This window comes from Candidatus Cybelea sp. (assembly GCA_036489315.1).
In the GTDB taxonomy this organism is placed as follows: Bacteria; Vulcanimicrobiota; Vulcanimicrobiia; order Vulcanimicrobiales; family Vulcanimicrobiaceae; genus Cybelea.
In genome coordinates this window covers 70750-93241 of record DASXFZ010000060.1, presented here as the reverse complement: position 1 = coordinate 93241, position 22492 = coordinate 70750, and the positions used below count along the sequence as shown (strand labels likewise).

Genomic DNA, 22492 nt, shown 5'->3' with positions numbered 1-22492 from the left:
GCTAAAAGAACTCGAAGTCTTCCTGCCGCGCGGCATATGCAAGCAGCCCTCCGCGCAGGTGAGCCAAACGTCCGAAGCCGGCCTCGCGCAAGCGGCGCAGCGCCCACCGCGATTTCACTCCAACCCGGCAGGCAACGACGTAGCGCACGGCGGTATCGAGCTCGGACATGCGCGCCTCCAGCTGAGATGCGGGAATGGAGACGGCGCCCTCGATCGTACCCAGAACCGCTTCGTGCGGCTCGCGCACGTCGAGCAGCGTGGCCTCGCGCAGAGCCTCGCCCAGCACGCCGGCGTCGACCTCGGCGATCGTGCGGTCGAACCCAACTTCGAGCGGAGGAGCCGCGATGTCGAAGATCCGCGCAGCGGTTCCGCAGAGCGCGCACGCAGGATCGCGTTCGAAGCGCAGCTCGCGTACCCGTGCCCGCAGCGTATCGACCAGCAGAATGCGCCCGGCGAGGGGCTCGCCGATCTCGAGCAAGACCTTGAGCGCCTCCGCGGCCTGCCACGAGCCCATCACGCCGGCGAGCGCGCCGAGCACGCCGCCTTCGGCACAGGTCGGCGTCACCTCGGCGGGGGGCGCCTCCGGAAAGAGGCAACGATAACACGGCCCGTCGCCGGCGCACAGGACGCTAAGCTGACCATCGAAGCGAAAGATCGAGGCGTAGACGTCGATCTTCTTCTCGAAGAAACATGCGTCGTTGATCAGGTAGCGGATCGCAAAGCGGTCGGTGCAGTCGAGAACGACGTCGTAACAGCGGACGATCTCGCGCGCGTTTTGCTCGTCGAGCGCAAACGGCAACGGTTCGATTGCAATCGCCGGGTTGAGCCCGTGCAGGCGCCGTGCCGCGACGGCCGCTTTCTTCTGGCCAAGATCCGCCATCGAAAAAATCGTCTGCCGCTGAAGGTTCGTCTCGTCGACGGAGTCGTCGTCGATCACGCCGATCGTTCCAACTCCGGCAGCGGCCAGATACTGCAGCGCTGGCGAACCGAGGCCGCCGGCGCCCACGACGAGCGCACGCGAGGCGCGCAGCCGTTCCTGCCCCTGCAGGCCGACCTCGGGAATGAGCAGGTGGCGGCTATAGCGCCGCAGCTCGCTCGAATTCACGGCGCGCGATGACGAGCGTCGAGCCACTGCAGTACGGCGGCGCGCGAATGCTCGGCCGCGTAGGTATGATCGCTCTCGATCGTCTCCAAGGTCTTGGGCTCGGGCGCGCGATCGAAGAGATCGCGAACGCTGCGCGGGCTTACCATCGCGTCGCGGCTCGCGGCGATGTAGAGCGCGGGCCGCTGCGCGAGACGCGGGAGCAGCTCGTCATAGCGGCCTTCGACCCCGGCGACGAGCTCGGGAAGCGTTACGCCGGCGACGTATGAGGAGCGGAAATCCGTCACGCCGACTTTGCGCAGCGTCTCGAGGGAGGTCGGGCGGCCGTACCCGGTCGCGATGGCGATCGTTCCCGTGATTTGCGGATCGAGGGCCGCCGTGAAGAGCGCGGTCATTCCGCCCATGCTATGCCCCATCGTATAGACTGGGCTGGGCGAACGTTCGCGCGCAAACCCGACGACGCCGCGCATTGCGTCGATGCAATCGTCGACGCCGCGCAGCTCGCCGCCGCTCGTGCCAAGCTTGTGGCCCGGAAAATCCAGGCTGTAAACGCCGAAGCCGTGGCTTGCTAGAAACGAACAAAGAAAATCGAGGTTCTGTTTGCTCGAGGAATAGCCGTGCCCGGCGACGAGCGTCACCCCGCGCGACCGCCGGGGTTCGTAATACAGCAACGCCACGGGATTGTGCCGCGCCTCGATGCGAACGAGCTCGACCTTACTCATTGCTCTTCCAGCGAGCGTCCCCGCCGGCGTAGCGCTCCTTCTTCCAAATCGGTGCGCGCCGTTTGACTTCGTCGATCGCGTAGCGGCACGCGTCGAAGGCCGCGGAGCGATGCTCCGCAGCGGCGGCAACGGCAACGGCCACCGCTCCGACCTCGAGTTCTCCGACGGCGTGAACGATGGCGAGCCGAACCTCACCGAAGCGCTCGCGCGCTTCACCCGCGATCGTCTCGAACTCGCGCACCGCCGGCGCTTCGTACGCCTCATACGAGAGACCAACGACGGTGCGGCCGTCGTCGCTGCGACTGCGTACGACGCCCAAGAACGTAACGATGCCGCCCTGCGCGGCGCTCGCGAGAGCCTCGAGACAGCGCGGATCGACCGGCCCGCGGACGATCGAAAAGAGTTCCCTATCCACCGCCCACCGGCGGCAGGAGTGCGAGCTCGTCGCCCTCGAGCAGCGACTCCTCATGCGAAACGATCCGTCCGTTGCGGGCGATCCGCACCGAGGTGCGATGCGCGCAAAGCGCTGGAAATAACGTCTCCAATGCACTCCAAGCTTCGCCAACGCGCGCGCCCTGCGGCAGAGCGAGGCTGCGCGGCGAGCCTTCGAGGATCTCGCGCACGTTTGCGAAGGCGACCACGCGAACGTTCATGGGCTCCCTCTTTCGACGGGTATAGGCTCGACTCGTACCGTATTCGTAAAACGACGATTCTTCCGATGGACAGACTCCTGCTCGCGACAATGGTCGCAGTCGCACTCCCGGCCGCCGTCGCGGCCGCACCCGCCTGCACGAGCGAAACGCTCCTCGTCGGTCGCACGCCGGTCTCCGTCTCCTACTGCGTCGCCGGCCCTGCGCGCGCCACCGCAAGCCACGAGATCATCGTCCCCGTCACGGCAACCTTCTCGGCACCGGGGGGAACCCTGCGACGCGCTTCCGAGCTCCACTTTCTGGCCGAAGAGTCGACCTCACGGGTTCTGGAGAGCCTCGATCTGACGAAGCTGGGACTGACCGGAACGCTTCACCTGACGCTCGCCTATATCCAGGGAGCGGTTCGCGTCGAGGGGGCGCTGCTCACGCCCGGGGCAATTACGATCAAGTGAGTGCAACCCAACGGCCGGGCTGGGCGCTCTAAGGTCTGGTATGCGACGACGCTATATCGCCTTTAGCAGCTCCAAGATCCCTGACGGCTGTCGATAGAGGAGACCGCTCACCCATATGCCTTGTACGGCAACCATCCCCAACCTCACGCCCCGCGAGCAAGCGCACTACCTCTACGAAGCGATCCCGCCCGGCCTCTTTAGGGTTCAAGACGAAAACGACCGGATCGCATGGCGCGTCAGCCCAGAACCGTTTGCACTATCGAAAGACCAAGTCGCAACGATCGAGTCCTTAGGGGTCGATCTTCTTCGCTTCTACCGCGGGCTCAACAACCTGTATAACCGCAGCGCGCGCGGAACTGCCCCGAGTTTCATCGCCGAATACCTCGACCGCGGCAAGCCCGAACAAGTCGTCAAGCTCGCGCGCCAAAATCGCTTCAAACAAGAGCTTCCCGGCGTCATTCGCCCGGATCTGATCGTCACCGCCGATGGATTCAAGGCGACCGAACTCGACAGCATTCCTGGCGGCATGGGCTTCCTCGGCGGGATGACCGAAGCGTATTGTCAACTCGGGTTCGAGAGCGTCGGGGGGGACGACGGAATTCCAAAGGGCTTTGCGGCGATGCTCCGCTATACAACCGGCGTCGAAAAGCCGACCGTGGCAATCGTCGTCTCCGAGGAATCCGCGGATTACCGCAACGAGATGGCATGGCTCGCCGACGCGCTGCGCCGCTTAGATCTCGCCGACGCGTGGCTGCGCAAGCCCCAAGAGGTCACCTTTACCGAAGAAGGCCTCTTCATCGCCTTCGAAGACGGCCGCGAATCGCGGCTCGACGCGATCTATCGCAACTTCGAGCTCTTCGATCTCTTCAACGTCAGCAAACAAGAGCTGATGCTCTACGCCGCACGTCACAATCGCGTCAAGATGACCCCACCGCCAAAAGCGACCCTCGAAGAGAAGCTGGCCTTCGCGCTGCTTCACCATTACGCGCTTGCACCGCTCTGGCGCGGCGAACTCGGCAACGACGTCTTCGAACGGCTCCTCGAACTCTTCCCGAAAACCTGGGTCATCGATCCGCGGCCGATTCCGCCCCAGGGCGCGATCGCCGGCCTGCAAGTCGCCGGTGCGCCGGTCTCCGAATTTCGCGCGTTGACCGCCCTGCCCAAAAGCGAACGCGCCTACGTCGTCAAGCCCTCGGGGTTCTCGCCGCTGGCCTGGGGCTCGCGCGGTGTAAAAATCGGCGACGATCTAACGCGTGAGGAGTGGACCGAGGCGCTCGACAACGCGCTGGGGTCGTTCGACCGCACGCCCCACATTCTCCAGCGGTTCCACAAAGGCAAGCGCATCCGTCAGAGCTACTTCGATCGCGACGTCGACGACATCCGCAACTACGACGGGCGCGTGCGGCTCTGTCCGTACTACTTCGTTACGGGCGAGGAGAGCGTGCAGCTGGGCGGTATTTTGGCGACGATTGCTCCCGCCGACAAGCGCCTCATCCACGGAATGACCGACGCGGTGATGACGTCGTCGATCCTTCGCGAGCCCGCGCCCTAGGCAACGAACCCGCAGCGTGGGCGCGATCGTTCTCTGCCGGCACGCAGTGACCGCCGGCAATGCCGCGGGGCAGTTTCTCTCGCGGACCGACCTCCATTTAAGCGACGGAGGAGAGGCGCAGTGCCGCGCGCTGCAGCCCTTGCTGACGAAGTTCGACTTCGAGCATTGTCTGGTCAGCCCGATGCGCCGCTGCGTTCGGACGCGAGAGCTCGTCGCACCCGACGTTCCGTTCGAGACGCTCGAGGCGTTGCGCGAGGTCGATTTCGGCAGCTGGGAGGGCATGACGCTGCAGTGGGTGCAGGCCAACGACGCGCGGCGGCTCTCGCATCGCCAGCGCGATCCCGTGAATTTTCGTCCGCCGGCGGGCGAGAGTTTTGCCGATGTTGCAGAGCGGCTTTCGCCGGTCGTGACGCGTTTGCGAGGTGCGAGGTGTTCGCTCGTCATCGCGCACCGCGGCACGCTCGGCGTCCTAGAGCGTCTGTTGCGCGGCGTGCCCCTGCACTCGCAGGAAGTCCGGCCGTTGGAGCCGGCCGAGTTTCGTGCGCTGGTCGTCTAGGAACCGCTAACGAACGCGGGTGAGCACCGCGTTTTGCGACGGGACCGAGATCTGATCGGGGACGAGCGTCGCCGGATCGTACCAAATCGAGACCGCGATCGGCGAGGCGATCGAAAGCAGCACGTCGGCCGCTGAAACGCCGGCGGGATGCGCCTGCGATGCTGCCGATCCGGTCGTCAGAACCTGTGCCTGCGCGCTCGTGGGCGTGATCCAGGTAACCGCGGGGTCTTTCCACGACGCCAGCTGCGCGGGGAGCGCGAAGAGCCCGGCGAGCAGGCCCGGCTCGATAACGACGAAATGCCGCGTGCCCGCAGCGAGCGAGACTTGCTGCGCCTGGCTCGTCACAAGGCCCACCACCGTCGCCGAAGTCGGCGATAGCGAGACGCTGACGTTCGGACTTTGATTGGGCGTGCGATAGTGGCCGTCGTAACGCGTTGGGGAGAGATCCGCCGAGAGCATCAGCGCGGCTTGCGCCGCCAGCTGCATTCCCATCAAGGAAGCCGCGGAGGTTTCGTCGATCTCCGGGCCGGCTTGGGCGCTTTTCACATTTACCGACCACTTTCCCACCGGTTGGCCGTTGAGCGAAGCCGCGTACGAATAGGTTCCCGCGGGCGGGAACGCGGGAGCGGCGGAGGCGACCGCCGCCAACAGCAGGCTTGCCAACATCACTGCGAGACTTCCACGTTTGCGCGCCCAAGCCGCGCGACCGCGTTCACCATGTCATCGATCTCCTCTGCCGTCGTGTATCCGTGCGGCGATACTCGAATACCGCCGGTTCGGTACGTCGTGAGGATACCTTCCCTCTCGAGCGCCTGACCGAGCGCGATGCTATCGCTTCGGGGAATCGCGAAGGTGACGATGCCGGAGGAGCAATGTTCGCCTCGCTCCGTAGAGAAGGTAGCGCCAAGCTCTCGAAGACCATCGCAGAGTCGATCGGTGAGCATCAACACGTGCGCCGCGATCCGTTCCGGACCGCTTGCGTTGAACAGGTCGACCGCGCAGGCAAGCGACAACGTGCCCAGCAAGTTCGGCGTACCGCCTTCGAAGCGCAAGGCTTCGCGCGCGAACGGCTGCTCGTAATTGTGGAAATCCCACATGTCCTCGACGGAGCGCCACCCCGGCATCGCGACCTCGAGATCCTGCGCGATGCGCGGGCCGGCGTAGAGAAACGCCGCGCCGTGCAATCCGAGCATCCATTTTGCGGCGCCGCAATAGAGCGCGTCGACATCTAAAGAACGCACGTCGATGGGCAGCGCACCGAGACCCTGCATCGCGTCGACGCACAGCATTGCCCCCATCTCGTGCGCGACTGCCGCCAGGCCGGCCAGATCGTGCCGGTAACCGTCGAAGTAGGCGACCCACGAACACGTGACGACCCGCGTACGCGGGCCGATCTCGCGCCGCAATCGCTCCGGCGTCAAGCGTCCCTGCGCCGCCGGCAGCAGCCGCACTTCGACCCCGCGGCGGCGCAACGCCAGCCACGCGATGACGTTGGCGGGAAACTCGTTATCGCAGAGCAGCACCTCGTCGCCCGGTTTCCAGCCGATGCCCAGCGCAATCGTCGCCGCGCCCGCGCTGGTATTGGGAACCGTTGCGATCTCGGCGCCCGACGCGCCGATGAAGCGCCCGATCTTTTCCCGATACTCGACCATCTTGAGGTCGTAGGGAAAGGTTCCCAAGACGCCCGCGGCGGCGTGGGCGCGCGCAAACTCCTCGATCGCTGCAACCGTCGACGCCGGCAGCACGCCGGCCGCCGCGTGATTGAGATAGAGATACCGCTGCGTTACCGCGAACTCGCTTCGTGGAAGCGGAGTCGTCACTCGGCGCCGATCATGTCCTTTGTGTGCCAGGCGATGTTGCCGGCACGGTCGCCCACGCGTTCGAGCGATGCGAGCACGAAGAGATAGCGCGTTCCCGGACGGATGATCTCTGGGTCGGCGCGCATCTCGGATTGCAGCAGCTTGATGCTGCGCTTATACAGTTTGTCGACCTCGTCGTCGCGATCGATCACCGCGCTTGCGAGATCGGCGGCGCGCTCGGTATAGGCGCGCATCGCGTCGAGCAGCATGCCGTGAGCCACGCTGGCAATTCGGTCGATCTCGACTTTCTGCGGACGCATCGGCTGATCGGAGAGTTTGATCGCGTTCTTTGAAATATCCACCGCGTAGTCGCCGATCCGTTCGAGGTCGGTTGCGATCTCGAGCATCGCCGCGATTTCGCGAAGTTCGCCGGCAACGGGCTGCTGTCGCCAGATCAGCTCGATGCAGTGCCCTTCGATGCGTCGCCGCAGATCGTCGACGACGTCGTCGCCGGCCACGACCCGAGCGCCGGCAGACGCGTCACGATTATCCAGCGCGTCGACCGCTACGCGAATCGCATCGCCTACGAGCGCGCCGAGCCGCACGACGTCCAGCCTCGTCGATTCCAGTGCTTCGTGATACGCCGTCCGGACCGCCACCGTCACCTCCTGCAAATGTGCTTCTAGTATAAGTCGAAGGGGCTGTTCCCCGCAATGCGACGAGGGAACCTGCATCCTTTATGAAACCATAAGGCTCTCAGATGGCATTTGAAGATATTCTGGTGACGGTCGAGGAGCCGATTGGTTTCATTACCCTTAACCGGCCGGGCGTTCTGAATGCGTTGCGCACGCAGCTCCTGGACGAAGTCTCGGCGGCTCTGGATGACTTGGAGCGCGACGAGCAAGTGGCGGCGATCGTCGTCACGGGCAGCGGCGAAAAGGCCTTCGCCGCGGGCGCCGATATCGGCGAGCTCAACGCGCTGGCCAGCGCTGGGGCGGGCACGCAACAAGCCCGCAGCGGGCAACGCTTGACGCGCAAAATCGAACGCCTACGAAAACCCGTCATCATGGCGGTCAACGGTTTTGCGCTCGGCGGCGGCTGCGAGCTCGCGATGGCCGGCGATATACGCATCGCGAGTGAAAAAGCCAAATTCGGCCAGCCCGAGGTCAACCTTGGCCTGATTCCCGGTTACGGCGGAACGCAGCGGTTAACGCGCCTCGCGGGTAAAGGCATCGCGACGCATCTCTGCCTCACAGGCGAGATCATCGACGCCGACGAGGCGTTGCGGATCGGACTCGTAACACGTGTCGTTCCGGCCGCGGAATTGATGAACGAGACAAGGCGCATCGCGACGCTGATCGCCGCGAAGGCGCCGCTCGCGATCGCGGCGTGCAAACGCGCGATCAACAACGGTGCGCACCTGTCGCTCGACGACGCGCTCGAACTCGAAGCGCTCGAGTTCGGATCGCTCGTCGACACCGAAGATATCAAAGAAGGCACGGCCGCCTTTCTCGAAAAGCGCAAGCCCGTCTGGAAGGGCCGCTAAGGCCCCACCTGCTTTACGGCGTTATCCATCGCGAGTCCGATCGCCGGATTGAGGCCCTCCCACTTAGCGCGCACGTAACCGCGGCCGTCAACGACGACGATCGTCGGAAAGCCTTCCACCGAAAAGAGCGCCCGCGCGTTGCTTTGCGGATCCAACGCGACGTCGCGTAAGCGGTAGCGCCGGGCAAAATCGGCGGCCGTCGCGCGTCCTTCGCCTACGTCGACGGGCACGACCATCACTCCCCGATGGGCGGAGGCCCAACCCCTAACCAGCGGCAGCTCGAGTTTGCACGGCTCGCACCAGCTCGCGTAAAAATCGAGAAAAACGAGGTGTCCGCGCTGCTGCGCCAGGCGGAACGCACCGCCGTCGAGCCGATCGTAGACGGCGGCCGGCGCTCGATGCGCTCTCGGCGCTTCGAGAAAGCGCGGGGCGATGAGGATCTTCCAGATCGCAAAGCCGATCGCCAGCAGTGCCAGAACGTCCCAGAGGCGCCCGTAGGTAAAGAGCTTGCGCGCCGAATCGCTAATCCACACGAAGAAGCGCTGCGATCCCTTGCCCGCCTCCAATGCAAGCGGAGGCGATGCCGTACCCACCGCCGCGCGCTTTGAGTTCGTGCAGCGTCGTAAGCGCCAGGCGCGCGCCGGAAGCGCCCAAGGGATGGCCGAGCGCAATTGCGCCGCCGTGCGGATTGAGGCGCGAGTCCCCCGCTCCGTCCGCCTTCTCGCCCATCTCGCGCAGACACGCAAGCACTTGCGGCGCGAATGCCTCATTGATCTCCATGACCGCGATTTCGTCTTTGCCGACACCGGCTCGCTCGAGCGCTTTCGGAATCGCAAACGCCGGTCCGATTCCCATGATCGACGGCTCGACGCCCACGACGCCGGCCGAAATGAGCCGGCCCATCCATTGCAAACCGTCTTCGCGCGCCTGCTTCACCGTCGTCAGGACGACGGCGGACGCGCCGTCGGTGATTCCGCTCGCATTGCCGGGCGTAACGACTCCGTCTTTTGCGAAGCGCGCCGGCAGTTTGCCGAGCTTCTCCATATTGAGTCCCGCGCGCGGACCCTCGTCCTTCTCAACGCGTATCGTCGTGCCTTTGGGACCTGGAATCTCGACGGCGACGATCTCTTGCGCGAAATAGCCGCTGCTTTGCGCCGCTAGCGCGCGCTCTTGACTCACGAGCGCGAACTCGTCGCACTCGGCGCGCGACACGCCGTATTTCTTTGCAAGGTTCTCGGCCGTAATCGCCATCGGCGTATTGCCGTACGAATCGGTGAGCGCGGTCCAGAGGGAGTCCTCGAACGCGACTTGCTGTCCGAGGTGAAAACCCTTGCGCGCGCCGCGCACGACATGCGGCGCCTGACTCATGTTCTCACTTCCGCCCGCGAGCGCGTAGGTTGCGGTCCCCAGCGCCAGCGACTGCGCGGCGGAGAGAATTGCCTGCAGGCCCGAGCCGCAGAGCCGGTTGACGACCAGCGCCGGAACCCCGATCGGCAGCCCGGCGCGCAGGCCGGCGTGGCGGGCGAGGTAGATGGCATCGGGGCTGCTTTGAATGACGTTGCCGAAAACGACCTCGTCGATCTTCTCCTTGCGCACCCCGCTTCGCGCGATCCCCCCCTCCGCGGCCGCCACGGCCAGATCGGTGGCAGTAAGGGTGGAGAGCTCGCCCCCGAGATTGCCGAACGGCGTGCGGGCGCCGGCGAGAATTACAACGTCGTTATCACGGATGGAATTATTCATATCGCGCACGTCTATTCAGCGGCCCCCGCCGAGCGTCCCGGCAGGCGCCGTCGCGAAGCGTCACTAAACCCGCCCCGTATGCCCATCAACCGACCAGCCGCGATCGCGCTCGATGCCCGGTCGCTGCCGCCTGCGACAAAAACGGAGCAGATCCTCGAACAGTTCGACAAGCTGCAGATCGGCAGCGCTCTGGAGATTACCGAGGAAGCCTACCCTCGGGCGCTGCGCAACGAGATGGCCCAGCTTCGGCCGGGCCGTTTTTCGTGGGACGCTCGCAATCTGGGCGGCAACCGCTGGACCGTGCGCCTCGAACGCATAGACGAGAACGCGGACAACGACACCTTCCTCACCTACGTGCCGGCGTTTACGTCGGCCAAAGCCGCGACGCTCAAGGAGCTGGCGAACCAGGTGAGCGAGCGTACCTATCGCGCCGGTGAGACGATCTTCGACGAAGGCGAGGTCTGGCCGTACCTGGGCATCGTCAAGAGCGGTAAGGTGATCTACACGCTGCTCTCTCCCGACGGCAAGACGCATACGATCGGCGAGCGGCTGACGCACGACACGCTCAACGAGAGCGGCACGTTCGACGGCGGCGGCGCGACGACGCGCGCCGAGGCGCTCACCGATGCGACGATCGTCACGCTGCCGAGCGAAGCGCTGATCCATGCAGCCCGCAACGACGCCGAGCTCGCACTCGGCTTTCTGATCGCCTCCTCGCAAGCGCGCCGCCGGTCGATCGACACGATCGCAGATCTCGCGTTCGCGCACGTGCTGCAGCGCGTAGCGAAGTTCTTGCTCGGTTACGCGCGGACGTCGGTCGGAATGGCTCCCGGCTTACCCGGGGTCGAAAACCTCTCGCAGGCACAGATCGCCGCCGCCGCCGGCACCGTGCGCGATATGGCGGCGCGTGCTCTGCTGCGGCTCAAGAATGCGAGCGCGCTCGAACTCGATCGCGGCCGCGTCCGTGCGATCGACCGGGCGCTGTTGGAGGCGTTCGCCGACAACGTCCAAGCCCCACCAGTGTAAGGAAAGCCCTGGGTTCGTCCATTTCTTTGTCGCCGGGGGCCTCGATTACCTGATTGTAAACTTCGGCCCCCGGCTTTGCGATCTGAACGAACCCAGGGCTTCCTTTTAGATGAGTTCGGCAGCTTCCGCAGCCGCGTCTTGGCGGTTAGATTCGGTAGACGTCGGCGGTGACGTTGGGGTCGACTAAGGCGGGGTGCACGCGCGGGCCGCTGCACATAATCTGATCGTGACCGATCGCGATCTTCATGTGCGCGGTTTCGCCGCCCATCACGTCGTCAACGGCGCAGCCCTGGACCTTGCCCGGGAATCGCGCCATGATGACATACCGTCCCGGCTCCAGCGTGATATCGCTGAAAAAGCCGCGACCGTTCGTCTTGAGCTGCATGATGTGGTTCGGGCCGCCTTCACGATAGGGGCTGCGATAGTAATACAGCTGCGCGTTGGCGACCGGCTGCCCCGATTTTGCATCGACGACCGTACCGGAGATGCCGCCGAGTTCGTCGGCGAACGCCAGCGTCCAGAGCGAACCTCCGAGCGCGAGCATGACTGCTAAGTACTTCATGCTCTCCTCTTGCCCGCTTCTGGGGTTTTTTAGACCGATTCTAGAGCAGCGGTCTCGTCGCTTGCCGTCTGCATGTCGAAGGCGGCACGCTTGCTCTTGGCCGCCGCATCGGCGAGCGGCTGGTCGGCCACTGCACTCGCGCGCTGGCCCTCGAGCACGTCGCGCCCTTTGCGAACTGCGCTCAGCGCACCGGAGAGACGGGCCTCCATTTCGGCCAAGACGCCGCCCGCGTAGTGGTCGGCGCCTTCGCGTACCTTGCGGGCGTTCTCTTGAGCGCCGTTGAGCACGGCTTCGGCCGCCTCGCGCGCCCGCCGTACGATCTCGTTATCGTCGAGCAGCTCCTCGTGCTTCGACGCGGCCTCGTTGACGATCGCCTGCGCCTTCTCTTGCGCCGCTCGCATCATTCGCTCGTGATCCTTGGCGATCACTTTGGCACGCCCGACTTCCTCCGGAAGCGAGGCTCTGATTTTTTCCAGCAGTTCGAGCAGGCGCTCCTCCGAAAGAACGCGATAACCGGCCGGCAGCCACGTTCCTTCGTGGACGTAGGCCTCGAGTTTGTCAAGCACGCGATAAACCGACATTACTACCTCCGTTGTGACGTGCGCTTCGCCGTCATGACCGCGAGCACCGGCTTAGGAACCAACGCGGCGACGTCGCCGCCCAGAAAGAAGACCTCTTTGACTAGGCTCGAGCTGACGAACGAATACTTTTGATCGGACATCAGGAAAAGCGTGTCGACGTCGGAGAGCGAGCGGTTCATCATCGCAGCCGACATCTCGCTCTCGAAGTCGGAGACGACACGCAGGCCCTTTACGATCACATCGGCTCGCTCGGATTTGACATAGTCGGCTAAGAGACCGCGAAAATGCTCGACCCGCACGCTGAGAAACGGCGCGCAGCTCTCTTTGAGCATTTCCTCGCGCTCTTCCAGCGAAAACATTGGCGCTCGTTTTTGCGGGTTGACGACGACCGCAACGATCAACTCGCCGAAGCATCGCGCGGCGCGTTCGATGACGTCGAGATGCCCGTTTGTCAGCGGATCGAACGAGCCTGGATAGATGGCCCGCGTCACCCGCTCGAGCTTGCCGTTACTCAATTTTCCGGCGAAAGGAAGGCGAGCCCGACATCGCCGTAGACTTCTTCGCGAACCGAGCGATACCCGGGTATCTGCGGCAAGATCCGCTTGGCCGGATGTTCGTAGACGACCAACGCATCGGGAGCCAGCAATTTGCGCTCGAGCATCAGGCGAAAGAGCTGCAGCGGCAGCGGGTCCGCGTATGGCGGATCGAGATAGACGATGTCAAAGGGCCCTTCCAGGCGATAGAGCGCGCGCTCCGCCGGCGCGGGGAATACCGTCACGACACCGTCGACTCCCAGATCCTTAGCGGCCCCTTCGATCGCCTGCGCGATCTCTCGCTGCGCTTCGACGGAGACGACCCGCGCGGCGCCGCGTGAGGCCGCCTCGAATCCGATCGCGCCGGTGCCCGCGAAGAGATCGAGCACGCGCGCTCCGTCGAGACGATTCATCAAAATGGAGAAGAGCGACTCTTTGACACGCCCCGGAGTCGGCCGGACCTGCGTACCTTTGGGAGAGCGCAGCTTTCGGCTTCCGAGCGATCCGCCCGTAATTTTCGGCACGCTAAAAACTCTGCGGACCCAGCGGTGTCAGCGCGGGGCGAAGCCAGCCGTCGTCGCCGAGCCATTCGTAGCGAATCGTCGAATACGGAACGGTACCATAAGAGAGCAGTCGATCGTGAAAGGCCTGCAGGGTAAAGTTCGTGCCCTCGCGGTCGTGCAGCATCCCGATCAACGTTTCGATCTGCGTTTTGCCGGTGAGATAGTCGATCGCCTGGCCGGGATCCATCGCAAAGCGAGTCGCTTCGCCGCGCGCCGTAACCTCGTCGATGCCGGCGTTCTTCTCGAAGTACGCGATCGCTTGGGGCAGCGTCATCGCCCCGGTCGCGAGGCCGACGTCTACGCCGATGCGCGTCGCACGGTGGCGCATCAAGTGTATTACCTGCTGCCGCGCGCCGGGATCGTCGTCGTACAGTCCTTCTCGCATCAGCATCTCTTCGCCGTAAAATGCCCAGCCTTCGGCGAACACGCCATCCTGCTGAACGTGCCGGACGTAGTCGGGATTATGGTAGGCATAGGTAAACTGCAGAAAGTGGCCGGGAATTCCCTCATGCCCGAGCAGCGGCAGCACCGACTGGCGCGCCTGTTCGACGAAGAAGCTCTGATTGGCCGAGCCGAAGTCCGGAACGAAATAGAAGCCCTGCCGATCGTTGGAGAACATCTGCGGCGGGTTCATGAAGCCGCCCGGATACGTTGCTGCCAGCGCTTTGGGAACCTCGACGATGTGGAAGGGACCGATGTACGGCGGAATCGTGACGATCTGGCGCGAGTTGATGAACGACACGAGCTTTTGCAGACTGCGCTCGTAGTACGCGAGAAACTCTTCCTTCGTTGCGAAGGTCGGGGCCGGGGTCGCTTTCGGTTCGTGTGCGTCGCGGCTCTTCTCCCACACTTCGAGCGCGCGGTCGCGCGCGAGCTCGAGCCGGCCGATCGTCGCCACCTGGCTCGAATCGAACGGCAGCATTAGCACGCGCCGCAGGAACCAGTCGTACTGCTTGCGCCCGACGGCGAAACCGCCTGCGGGGAAGCTGGTCATATGCGAGTCGAGCCAGGCGCGATAGCCGTGCAGGCCGTCCAGCGCACCTTTTTGCGCCGCGGCCAGCTGCTGACGCGTCTGCGCCGACGTATCGCGAGCGACCTCGTCGAGACTCGTCGTGTAGAGTGCGTCGCCGTCACGGATATCTTCCGAGGCGATCTGCGCGAACTCGCGGACCGGCTGCGTGAGGTTCGCGCGCCCTTGCTCCAAGACGCGCGGACAGGCGCGCAGGCGGGCGATCGCGCTCTGGATGCGGACCTCGTCGCTATCGTAATGCCGCTTGATGATCGAAAAGATGCCGTTACTGCACTCGCCTTCGTAGACGCTTGGATTGCGCTGCAGCCCGCGCAATACCGTGCGATCCCACCAGTCGGCCTCGATGTTCGACCGGATCAGCAGGTAGTCGACGCGGTCGTGCGGACTCGTGCCGGCCGCCGGCTGCAGCGCGGCAAGCTCGTTGCGAAACTTGCGCAGCCGCACCATTTGGGCGGCCTGCGTCTGCGGCGAGTAGTCGGCAAGACGCGAGTCGTAGGTATGAATGCCGGCATCGGTCGCCGACGACGGATTCTGCTCGAACGACCACATCGTGTAGCGGCGTTCGAGATCGATCAGCCGGGCCTGGTAGTCGGCGGGCGCGGCCAGCGCCGTTACGGCCGAAAAGCAGATCGTGAAGGCGAGCAGCAGACGCAGCGTCATGGGGCAGGCGCCGCTTCCGGCACGAGCTCGAGCAGCTCTTCGAAGCGCGATATCGTGTGTTCGGGCGGGCGCAGGTCGGCCGGATACTCCCGGCGCTCCCAGTTTATCCAGATTGCCTGCATACCGGCCCGCTGCGCGCCGGCGATGTCGCCGCGCGGGTCGTCACCGACGTACCAGGTCTGCGCGGGCGGCGTCCCCAGCCGCTCCAGCAGGAGCTCGAAGGCCCCTGGATCGGGCTTGTTCTTGCCGATGTCGGTGCTCACCAGGACGGGTCCGGTGAAACCGGCCCGCTCCGCTTTTCGCAGCTGCAGCGGATTCCAGCCGTTGGTTAGCACCGCCATCTGAATCGAGCGCTCATGCAGCGCCTCGATCGTCGGCTTGACGTTGGGAAGCGGGACCACGAACTGCGGGACCATCGAGAGCACCTCACCGCGATACCAATCGAAGTAGCGGGCCCCGGGACGTATCCCGCGGTGCGCGACGAACGACTCGACCGCTTCCTCGAGCGTCAGCTCGGCGCAGCGCTGGCGGCGCAGCAGGTCGTCGATCGCATCGATTTCGTCGCTCAGCGTTCCCAGAGCGTGGCCGCCCTCGGCCTCGAGGAGCTCCAATAGGTGCGCAAACGCGACCCGCTCGAGCCGGTTATCGATCGCCAGCGTATGGTCGAGATCGAAACCGATCCCCCGTACCGCTTCCATTCCGAGCGCGTTCGACGCTGCGTTAGCTCGGTCCCGGACCGGTCACGACGCGCACGAATCCCTGCGGGCGCACGTATTTTTGAATTGCCTCGCGCACGCTCTGCGCGCTCGCCGAGAGCTCGGCACGCGCGTCGACCAGATTCTGATCGAGCGGGAGGCCGAGCGTCGCGTAGTCGAGCAGCTGCGCGGTTACGCCGTCGTAACTCGCTTCGCGGATCGGCACTTCTCCCATCAGGAGCGCCTTCGAGCGCAGCAGCCGATCCGCGGCGATCGGCTGTTGCGTCAACTGCGCGAGGATCCCGGAGATCTGCGATTGCGCCGGTGTGACGTTCTGCGGATCGCAGCCGTAGTCGAGGCCGAACGTCGCGCGCGTTTTACCCGCCGACACGCGGCTCTCGATGTTGTAGACGTAGCCGTGAATCTCTCGCAAGTCGTGATAGAGCAGCGAAGAGTAGAAGCCGCCGGTGAGCACGGTGTTGGCAACCTGCAGCTGCGGCCACGCCGGATCGCTGCGCACGAGCCCGAGCGTTTCGACCAGTCGGACCGACGACTGCACGCGCCCCGTCGCGGGAACGTGCACTTGTGCCGCAGCGCTTAAGGGGACGGCGGGAAACTCGACGTTCGGCTTCGGGCCGATCGCCTTCCAGCTCCCGAAGTATCGCTCGAACAGCGTTCGCGCCGCCTCCGGCGTCGTATCGCCGATGACGACGACCGTCGCCATGTCGGGCCGGTAGGCCGTCGCGTACCATTGCTTGACGTCGGCGAGCGTCAGGCTCGAGACGCTCTTGGGCGTCGCGAAACGCTGAGCCGGATCGCTTGCCGGATAGAGGGCCTTGTTGATCGCAACCTGCGTCAGGTGGTCGGGTGAGGTCATCTCTCCGGTGAGTCCGGCCGCCATCTGGCTCTGAACGATCTTGAAGTCCGCGTCCTGCATCGCCGGATGCAGCTCCTCATCGGCGAGCAGTTGGACGCCGCGCTCGAAGTGCGAAGAGAGGACGTTGACGTCGAAGTCGCTTCCGGCGGTCGCCGAAGCCGCGATTTTGTCGAGCTCCGTCTGAAGGCCGATGCGATCGTACGTAGTCGTTCCGTAGGGGAAGAGGGCGTCGGTAACGTCGCGGATGCCTTCTTGACCGGCCGGTTCCTGCACCGCCGGATTGCTGTCGATACTGCCGGAGACGACGACCGTTCTGGTGTTCTTCTCAGGCTGCACGATCAAACGCATCCCATTCGAAAGCGTCATATCCGCCGGTGAGATCGTCTGCTCGGGCACGGAGAGGTTTTGCAGGATGCGTTGCGCCCAGTCGGGCAGCGGCTCGTGCGTCGTCGGCGGAATTTCATTGTTCTCTTTGGCCATCTCGCCGCCGGCGCTCGTCGTGCCGCTGTTTTTGGGAACGGCGTAAAGGACGACGGCATTGCGGTTATCGACGTACTTGCGCAGCACGTTGTCGACGTCCGCCGGCGTAATCCGCTCGAACTGCGAGATCATGTCGTCCGGCGAAGAGAGCCCCTGAACGGCGATCGCTTGACTCCACTCGAAGGCTTGTCCTTCGATCGAATTGCCGGCGAACTCGAGCTGTGAAATCTCTCGGAGTTTGGCGGCCTCGACCAAGTCGGCGGGAATCCCGGTCTTCTTGTAGTTCTCGAGGATCGTGCGCATCTCGTCTGCGATCGTCTGCGGCGGGACCGTTACCGGCACCGCTGCAAACGCCACGCCGACCGAGACTTTTGGATAGTCTTGCGTGAAGAACTGCGTTCCAAGCGCCTTACCGGTAAAGGGAAGTCCGCCGAAGATGCTGCGCTGGCTCGTCAAGACGTCGCCGAGGATCTGGCCCGCCGCGTAGTCGGGGCTGTTGAGGCCGGGAAAGCGATAGCCGAACGCGACGCCGGTAAAGGCCTGATCCGACGTGTCGCGGTAGAGCGCCGCGTGCAGCGGTGCGAGCCGCACCGGGGGGCGCGGCGGCAGCTTTGCCGACGGCACGTCGCCGAAGAGGTCGCGCACGCGCGCGATCGTTTGCTGGGGGTCCACGTTGCCCGTGATGACGTAGACCGCGTTGTTCGGGTGATACCACTCCCTATAGAACTTCAAAAGCTGCGCGCTGTTGACGTTGTGAGCGAAGTCGCCGACGGTGCCCAACGTGTTCTTCGCGTACGGCGTCCCGCCGATGATGCGATTCTGCATCTTGACGAAAAGACGGTAGAAGGCGTTGCTGTTGTCTTGCTGTACCTCTTGCGTGATCGCGCCGCGCTCCTGATTCCAGAGCGCTTGCGACATCAAGAGGCCGGTGGCGCGCGAGCGTTCGGCGCGCAGTGCGATGTCGAGATAGGCCGACGGTACGGTAAAAAAGTACTGCGTCACCGTGCTGGTCGTATCGGCGTCGAGATCTCCGCCGGTTATGCCGATCGACTCCATCAAAGCCGAGGATGAGAGCGTCTTGCTCCCGCGAAACATCATGTGCTCGGTAGCGTGCGCGAGCCCGGGTATCCACTGCTCATCCGAGCCCGTTTCGTAGTTGAGCACCGCGGTAACGACCGGGGCGAGCGTGTTGCGCACGACGACCACGCGTAGGCCGTTGGCGAGCGTCGCGCGTCCGACGTCGGTGGACTGGCAGCGCGCGCTCGCGCCCATTGCCGCGAACAAACCAATAGCCGCCGCTGCGGCGAAAAAAATCCTCTGCCTGAAGGAGCTCTGCATGGACGGCGCTATTCGCGCCGGGGCTGCGGAACCCTCACGAGGAGACCAGCAACGCGCGCGTACTTGGCTGTGCGGCGAGCGTCTCGCGCAAGCCGGCGTGCTCGGCGCTCGCGAGCCCGGGATCGCGGGCGACGATCTCCTGCGCAGCGGTTTTTGCCGCGCGGTAGACCTCGATATCGCGTAGGAGATCGCCAAAACGCAAGTCGGCGCCCCCGGATTGAATCGTGCCGGAGAGATGCCCCGGGCCGCGCAGCCGCAGGTCTTCGTCGGCGATCTCAAATCCGTCGTTCGAACCGGTGAGGATCTCGAGCCGCTCGCGCTCGACGCTCTCGTCGGGGAAGACGAGGATGCAGAACGACCGCGCCGCGCCCCGGCCGACGCGGCCGCGCAGCTGGTGGAGCTGAGCGAGCCCGTAACGGTGCGCGTCGAGTACAACCATTGCCGTCGCGTTGGCGACGTCGACACCCACCTCGACGACGGTCGTCGAGACAAGCACGTCGAGCTCCCCGCGAACGAAGCGGCTCATGATCTCCTCCTTCTCTCGCGCGGCAAGCCGCCCGTGGAGCAAGCCCAGACGCAGATCCCCAAAGACGTCGCTGCGCAAGCGCTCCGCCTCGGCGACCGCGCTTGTCAACGCCCGCTCGCCCTCTTCGATCGCCGGCGCAACGATATAGGCCTGGTGCCCCGCGGCGACGTTCTCGCGGACGAAATCGTAGACTTTGCTCAAGCGGCTCACGCGAACCGCAAAGGTTTCGACGGGCGTGCGTCCGGGTGGGAGCTCGTCGAGCAGGGAGAGATCGAGGTCGGCGTAGACGGATTGCGCGAGCGTGCGCGGGATCGGTGTCGCCGTCATGTGCAGCGTGTGCGGCGAGGCACCCTTGCCGCGCAGACGCGCGCGCTGCTCCACGCCAAAGCGATGCTGTTCGTCGATGATCACCAGGCCGAGGCGATCGAAATCGACGCCTTCGGTCAGCAGCGCGTGCGTTCCGATGGCGAGGGCGGCCTGACCCCCGGCGAGTTTTTCCAGCGCGGCCTTGCGCGAGCGCGCGTTCTGGCTGCCAAAGACCGCCTCCACGCCGAGGCCGAAGGGCAACAGCAGCGGTGCGAGTTTGCTCGCGTGCTGCCACGCCAGCAGTTCGGTCGGCGCCATAAGCGCCGACTGCATTCCGTTTTCCGCCGCCGCCAGGATCGCCGCGGCTGCAACCAGCGTCTTGCCGCTGCCGACGTCGCCCTGCAAGAGCCGGTTCATCGGTACGTCGCGTCGCAGGTCGTTCCAGATCTCCTCGATAACGCGACGCTGCGCGCCGGTTAGAGCGAAGGGAAGCTGCTCCTCAATGCGCTTGAGAAAGCCGGCCGGCACTTCGAGCGGACGCGCGTCGTGATCGCTTTCCCGCTCGGCGCGGCGCAGCTGGGCGCCCGTTGCCAGCGTAAGAAACTCCGCAAAGATGAAACGCTCGCGCGCGCCGGCCGCTTCTTCGGGGGTCTGCGGCGCGTGAATCGAGCGGTAGGCATTGCGAAGCGGACCATACCCGCGGCGCTGCGCGATCGCCGGCGGTACGACGTCGGCCGCCGCAAGATCGAGCATGCGTGCGAGGTTCTTCTTTACCACCATCGCGATCTTGCGGCTCGCAAGATCTTTGCTGGCGCGATAGACCGGCACGAGCTCGCCGCGATAGCGTTCGTCTTCACCGAGCATGCCGTGCTGCGAAACGTTGACAACCGGCCCCGAGAACGTTCGCTCGACGCGTCCGCGAACGAAGAGCCGCATGCCCTCACGAAATCTTCCGACGACGTAACGGTTGCGGCCGATCCATTTCGCCGTAAACGAATCGCCCGCGTCGTCGCGCAGCTGCAGCTCGACGATTTCGAGGCCGCGCACACGTTTTTCTTTGACGGCGACGACCCGCCCCACGGCGTTTTCCTCTCCAGCGGTTTCTCCGAGGCGAAGCGCGGGCGTGGGAAAGCGCAGATCCTCGTAGCGAAACGGCAGATAATCGAGGAGTGCGTCTGCCGTATCGACCCCGAGCTCGCGCAGCAGCGCGGCCGTTTTTGGCCCGACGCCATCGAGGGCGGCAACGTCGAGGCTCGGCGGTCGTTCGGAGATCATCGGCTCGCGGCCGTTCGTTCGACAAGCTGCGCGTACGCGCGCGCAACGTTCGGCGTCGCGACGCCGGCGCGTTCGCCCAGCTCGCACACGGCGCCGAGTATCGGATCGATTTCGAGCGGCCGATGATTCTCGAAATCTTGCAGCATCGACGTCTTGACGTTGTCGAGCCGCGCCGCGTAGTCGATCCGTGCTTCGACGTCGACCTCGCCGACGACGCGCATCGCCTGTCCCACCCGCAGCGCCTCGGTCATCAGGAGACGCACCTCTTCGCGCGCGTCAGGGTTCTGCAGCATCGGCTTGATCTTCATCCCGCGCAGTACGCTGACCGCGTTGAGCCCGACGTTGTTGACGAGCTTGAGCCAGACGGTCTCGCGCACGTTCGGATCGGCTTCTGCGGCCAGGCCGGCGCTGCGAAAGAGCTCTACAAGCCTGCGGGCGCCGGCCGTTCCGCCATTGGGATCGCCGAAGATGTAGCGAAGCCCGCCGCTCTGGCGGATTCTTCCCGGTGCGACGATGTGTCCCGAGACGTGCACGACCGAGCCGATCACCTGAGAATCGGGAAAGAGGCGGCCGACCGCGCCGCCGGGATCGACGCTGCGCAGCGGCGGCTCGCGCACGAACCAGAACGGTACGCCGTTTTGCATCGTGGCCAGCCTGGTCGCCGTACCCGAAAACCGCGCGAGCCGCCCGAGTAGGCCGGGCCACTGATGCGCTTTGAAGGTCAACAGCACAAAGTCGAAGGGACCGCCGGCGCTCAGATCCTCGCTAACGCCAACGCGCACCGAAAAGGTGCCGAGGTCGCTCTCGACCTGCAGACCGTTGCGCTCGATTGCTTCGGCGTGCGCGCCTCGCGCGAGGACCACGACGGAAAGGCCCGATCTCGCGAGCGCGCCGGCTACGAATCCGCCGATCGCGCCCGCGCCGGCAACGGCTACGCGCACGCCCGGCTACCGGCCCGCTTCTCGAGGGGAAGCGGGACGAATCTGGAGGCGACGGGCAGATTCGAACTGCCGAATGGGGCTTTTGCAGAGCCCTGCCTTACCACTTGGCTACGTCGCCGGGAGTAATGGCCTTTTCGTGGAGCGGGTAGTGGGAATCGAACCCACGCATCAACCTTGGGAAGGTCGCAGGCTGCCATTACATCATACCCGCACACCTGCGCGCCAGGCGACCCTTCCGGTTCGAGCATCGTGACACGGCTCCTACAGTCGGGCCCAACCCTTAGATTAGGCTGACGGATCGGGCAAGCACGATCGCGACGGTGACCAGGGAGACCAGCGCTTCGATCGCCATCAGCGCTTTAGCCCAGCGGCTGAGCGGCATCGTGTCGGCCGGGCTGAACGCGGTCGAGTTCGTAAACGACACATAGAGGTAGTCGACGAACTGCGGCTTCCACAGCGGGTCGATGCACCTCGAGTTGCTGCCGCTGGCGATCGTCATCTGCATCTGTGGAAATAAAAAGTCCGCATTTTCGAATTCGGTTGCAGCGTTGGCGTGCGCGCGGGTGTCGGGGCCGTCTCCGTCGAGCTCCCAGTACCACAGTGCAAAGACGAGAATGTTCGTAACCCAGATTTGCGAGCCGGTGCGCAGAATCTCGGCCGCCGAATGCAAACTCGCTTTCTCCGGGTTAAAGAAGCCCGCGATGAGCAGCAGCACCGAGGCAAGGTTAAAAAAATTTACCAGCGCAATGAGGGTGATGCTCCCGAAGCGCAGTCCGCGCGTCTCCCGGTGGCGGTGCGGCGCGATGATCGAGAGCGGAAGCAGGACCAGCAGAATCAGCACTGCGGCGACCCAGCTCGGCCCGACGATTAGGCGCGGCGGAAGCGTAATATAGAGTATCAGCGCGCAGACCACCGCCAGCGAGGCGTGCCAGCGCGGCTCGGAACGCGGAAGCGCCCTTGGGTCCTTCATCTGAGGATCA

24 protein-coding genes and 2 tRNA genes are annotated in these 22492 nt (G+C 64.7%); 5 read left to right on the top strand and 21 right to left on the bottom strand.

Features of this window, described 5'->3' with window-relative positions; all coding sequences use genetic code 11:
* Position 1: 1 nt before the first annotated feature.
* From moeB to VGG51_14040, 4 genes are read right to left on the bottom strand one after another with little or no spacing between them, the layout of a single operon-like run.
* On the bottom strand, positions 2 to 1105 hold the full coding sequence (gene moeB / locus VGG51_14055) for a molybdopterin-synthase adenylyltransferase MoeB (GenBank protein ID HEY1884149.1): 1104 nt from the start codon (positions 1103 to 1105) through the stop codon (positions 2 to 4).
* Positions 1102 to 1824, bottom strand: a complete 723-nt coding sequence (locus VGG51_14050) for an alpha/beta fold hydrolase (protein HEY1884148.1) — start codon at positions 1822 to 1824, stop codon at positions 1102 to 1104. Before VGG51_14050 ends, moeB begins: the two co-directional genes overlap by 4 nt.
* Positions 1817 to 2239, bottom strand: a complete 423-nt coding sequence (locus VGG51_14045) for a molybdenum cofactor biosynthesis protein MoaE (GenBank protein ID HEY1884147.1) — start codon at positions 2237 to 2239, stop codon at positions 1817 to 1819. The genes VGG51_14050 and VGG51_14045 overlap by 8 nt, the downstream gene beginning before the upstream one ends.
* Positions 2232 to 2477, bottom strand: a complete 246-nt coding sequence (locus tag VGG51_14040) for a MoaD/ThiS family protein (protein HEY1884146.1) — start codon at positions 2475 to 2477, stop codon at positions 2232 to 2234. Before VGG51_14040 ends, VGG51_14045 begins: the two co-directional genes overlap by 8 nt.
* Before the next feature lie 65 nt (positions 2478 to 2542).
* Here VGG51_14040 and VGG51_14035 point away from each other — a divergent pair, with 65 nt between their 5' ends.
* From VGG51_14035 to VGG51_14025, 3 genes are all read left to right on the top strand, one after another.
* Positions 2543 to 2926 carry a hypothetical protein gene (locus VGG51_14035; protein ID HEY1884145.1) on the top strand — a complete coding sequence of 128 codons (384 nt, stop codon included), beginning with the start codon at positions 2543 to 2545 and terminating at the stop codon, positions 2924 to 2926.
* A gap of 115 nt (positions 2927 to 3041) precedes the next feature.
* Positions 3042 to 4478: a hypothetical protein gene (locus VGG51_14030; protein ID HEY1884144.1), complete on the top strand. Its 1437-nt coding sequence runs from the start codon at positions 3042 to 3044 to the stop codon at positions 4476 to 4478.
* A 16-nt stretch (positions 4479 to 4494) separates the two neighbouring features.
* Positions 4495 to 5034 carry a histidine phosphatase family protein gene (locus tag VGG51_14025; protein HEY1884143.1) on the top strand — a complete coding sequence of 180 codons (540 nt, stop codon included), beginning with the start codon at positions 4495 to 4497 and terminating at the stop codon, positions 5032 to 5034.
* Between the two features lie 6 nt (positions 5035 to 5040).
* Here the strand turns inward: VGG51_14025 and VGG51_14020 are convergent, their stop codons facing one another.
* Genes VGG51_14020 through phoU form a run of 3 tightly spaced genes read right to left on the bottom strand, consistent with a single transcriptional unit; the run spans position 5041 to position 7492 of the window.
* Positions 5041 to 5703: a hypothetical protein gene (locus VGG51_14020; GenBank protein ID HEY1884142.1), complete on the bottom strand. Its 663-nt coding sequence runs from the start codon at positions 5701 to 5703 to the stop codon at positions 5041 to 5043.
* Entirely contained in the window at positions 5700 to 6854 is a 1155-nt protein-coding gene (locus VGG51_14015; protein HEY1884141.1) for an aminotransferase class V-fold PLP-dependent enzyme, read from the bottom strand. The genes VGG51_14020 and VGG51_14015 overlap by 4 nt, the downstream gene beginning before the upstream one ends.
* The gene (phoU, locus tag VGG51_14010) at positions 6851 to 7492 is read right to left on the bottom strand and encodes a phosphate signaling complex protein PhoU (GenBank protein ID HEY1884140.1); all 642 of its coding nucleotides are present in this window, start codon (positions 7490 to 7492) and stop codon (positions 6851 to 6853) included. The genes VGG51_14015 and phoU overlap by 4 nt, the downstream gene beginning before the upstream one ends.
* Positions 7493 to 7593: 101 nt before the next feature.
* Between phoU and VGG51_14005 the strand changes: the two genes are divergently transcribed.
* Positions 7594 to 8379 carry an enoyl-CoA hydratase-related protein gene (locus tag VGG51_14005; protein ID HEY1884139.1) on the top strand — a complete coding sequence of 262 codons (786 nt, stop codon included), beginning with the start codon at positions 7594 to 7596 and terminating at the stop codon, positions 8377 to 8379.
* Here the strand turns inward: VGG51_14005 and VGG51_14000 are convergent.
* On the bottom strand, positions 8376 to 8912 hold the full coding sequence (locus VGG51_14000) for a TlpA disulfide reductase family protein (protein HEY1884138.1): 537 nt from the start codon (positions 8910 to 8912) through the stop codon (positions 8376 to 8378). The genes VGG51_14005 and VGG51_14000 overlap by 4 nt on opposite strands.
* Complete coding sequence (locus VGG51_13995) at positions 8902 to 10119, bottom strand: acetyl-CoA C-acyltransferase (GenBank protein HEY1884137.1); 1218 nt, start codon at positions 10117 to 10119, stop codon at positions 8902 to 8904. The genes VGG51_14000 and VGG51_13995 overlap by 11 nt, the downstream gene beginning before the upstream one ends.
* Positions 10120 to 10197: 78 nt before the next feature.
* On the opposite strand from VGG51_13995, the gene VGG51_13990 reads away from it, so the two are divergent.
* The gene (locus tag VGG51_13990; GenBank protein HEY1884136.1) at positions 10198 to 11145 is read left to right on the top strand and encodes a DUF2249 domain-containing protein; all 948 of its coding nucleotides are present in this window, start codon (positions 10198 to 10200) and stop codon (positions 11143 to 11145) included.
* A 145-nt stretch (positions 11146 to 11290) separates the two neighbouring features.
* Here VGG51_13990 and VGG51_13985 read toward each other — a convergent pair whose 3' ends face one another.
* The 12 genes from VGG51_13985 to VGG51_13930 all read right to left on the bottom strand — a co-directional run bounded on the left by VGG51_13985 (position 11291) and on the right by VGG51_13930 (position 22482).
* Positions 11291 to 11707: a carboxypeptidase-like regulatory domain-containing protein gene (locus VGG51_13985; protein HEY1884135.1), complete on the bottom strand. Its 417-nt coding sequence runs from the start codon at positions 11705 to 11707 to the stop codon at positions 11291 to 11293.
* A 29-nt stretch (positions 11708 to 11736) separates the two neighbouring features.
* Positions 11737 to 12288 (bottom strand): hypothetical protein, encoded by a 552-nt coding sequence (locus VGG51_13980; GenBank protein HEY1884134.1) that lies wholly within the window; start codon positions 12286 to 12288, stop codon positions 11737 to 11739.
* A 2-nt stretch (positions 12289 to 12290) separates the two neighbouring features.
* A complete protein-coding gene (coaD, locus tag VGG51_13975) occupies positions 12291 to 12803 on the bottom strand; it encodes a pantetheine-phosphate adenylyltransferase (GenBank protein ID HEY1884133.1) in 513 nt (170 codons plus the stop codon).
* Positions 12800 to 13345: a 16S rRNA (guanine(966)-N(2))-methyltransferase RsmD gene (rsmD, locus tag VGG51_13970; protein HEY1884132.1), complete on the bottom strand. Its 546-nt coding sequence runs from the start codon at positions 13343 to 13345 to the stop codon at positions 12800 to 12802. Before rsmD ends, coaD begins: the two co-directional genes overlap by 4 nt.
* A 1-nt stretch (position 13346) precedes the next feature.
* On the bottom strand, positions 13347 to 15074 hold the full coding sequence (locus tag VGG51_13965; protein ID HEY1884131.1) for a DUF885 domain-containing protein: 1728 nt from the start codon (positions 15072 to 15074) through the stop codon (positions 13347 to 13349).
* On the bottom strand, positions 15071 to 15772 hold the full coding sequence (locus VGG51_13960; protein ID HEY1884130.1) for an HAD family hydrolase: 702 nt from the start codon (positions 15770 to 15772) through the stop codon (positions 15071 to 15073). The genes VGG51_13965 and VGG51_13960 overlap by 4 nt, the downstream gene beginning before the upstream one ends.
* 22 nt (positions 15773 to 15794) lie before the next feature.
* Positions 15795 to 18410 carry a pitrilysin family protein gene (locus tag VGG51_13955; protein ID HEY1884129.1) on the bottom strand — a complete coding sequence of 872 codons (2616 nt, stop codon included), beginning with the start codon at positions 18408 to 18410 and terminating at the stop codon, positions 15795 to 15797.
* A gap of 88 nt (positions 18411 to 18498) precedes the next feature.
* Complete coding sequence (gene recG, locus VGG51_13950) at positions 18499 to 20658, bottom strand: ATP-dependent DNA helicase RecG (protein HEY1884128.1); 2160 nt, start codon at positions 20656 to 20658, stop codon at positions 18499 to 18501.
* On the bottom strand, positions 20568 to 21512 hold the full coding sequence (locus VGG51_13945) for a 2-dehydropantoate 2-reductase (protein ID HEY1884127.1): 945 nt from the start codon (positions 21510 to 21512) through the stop codon (positions 20568 to 20570). The genes recG and VGG51_13945 overlap by 91 nt, the downstream gene beginning before the upstream one ends.
* A gap of 43 nt (positions 21513 to 21555) precedes the next feature.
* Positions 21556 to 21630: transfer RNA gene (locus VGG51_13940), tRNA-Cys, on the bottom strand.
* Between the two features lie 19 nt (positions 21631 to 21649).
* Positions 21650 to 21723, bottom strand: a tRNA-Gly gene (locus tag VGG51_13935).
* A gap of 69 nt (positions 21724 to 21792) precedes the next feature.
* Positions 21793 to 22482, bottom strand: a complete 690-nt coding sequence (locus VGG51_13930; GenBank protein HEY1884126.1) for a hypothetical protein — start codon at positions 22480 to 22482, stop codon at positions 21793 to 21795.
* Positions 22483 to 22492: the final 10 nt, after the last annotated feature.